We start from the raw sequence: 243 nt of genomic DNA, 5'->3' as shown, positions 1-243 counted from the left end.
ACCATTGAAGCGCTGCTGGATGAAAAAGAGGTCCCACCGGAGAAGTATGAACATTTCTTAACAATTCTGCAATTCAGTCGAAAAATGGCGGCTCATCATGAAGAATCTGCAGAACCTTCGCCAACCAACGACGGCAATCAAGAGCTGGGGCTTTTGTCGGATAACAATTTAAACGACCAGCTGTTATTGGTTTCAAGTCTTGCTGATAAAAACATCCGTCCCTTTTTCAATGAAATAGAAGAG

At 42.8% G+C, this 243-nt stretch carries 1 pseudogene; it reads left to right on the top strand.

The features are described from left to right. Positions 1 to 243 (top strand): annotated as a pseudogene (locus RYX56_RS24670) (tetratricopeptide repeat protein); the annotation flags it as partial.

The organism is Alkalihalophilus lindianensis, from assembly GCF_032843265.1.
Classification (GTDB): Bacteria; Bacillota; Bacilli; order Bacillales; family Bacillaceae_D; genus Alkalihalophilus; species Alkalihalophilus lindianensis.
The sequence above is the reverse complement of the archived record's forward strand: the minus strand, read 5'-3'. Positions and strand labels throughout refer to the sequence as shown.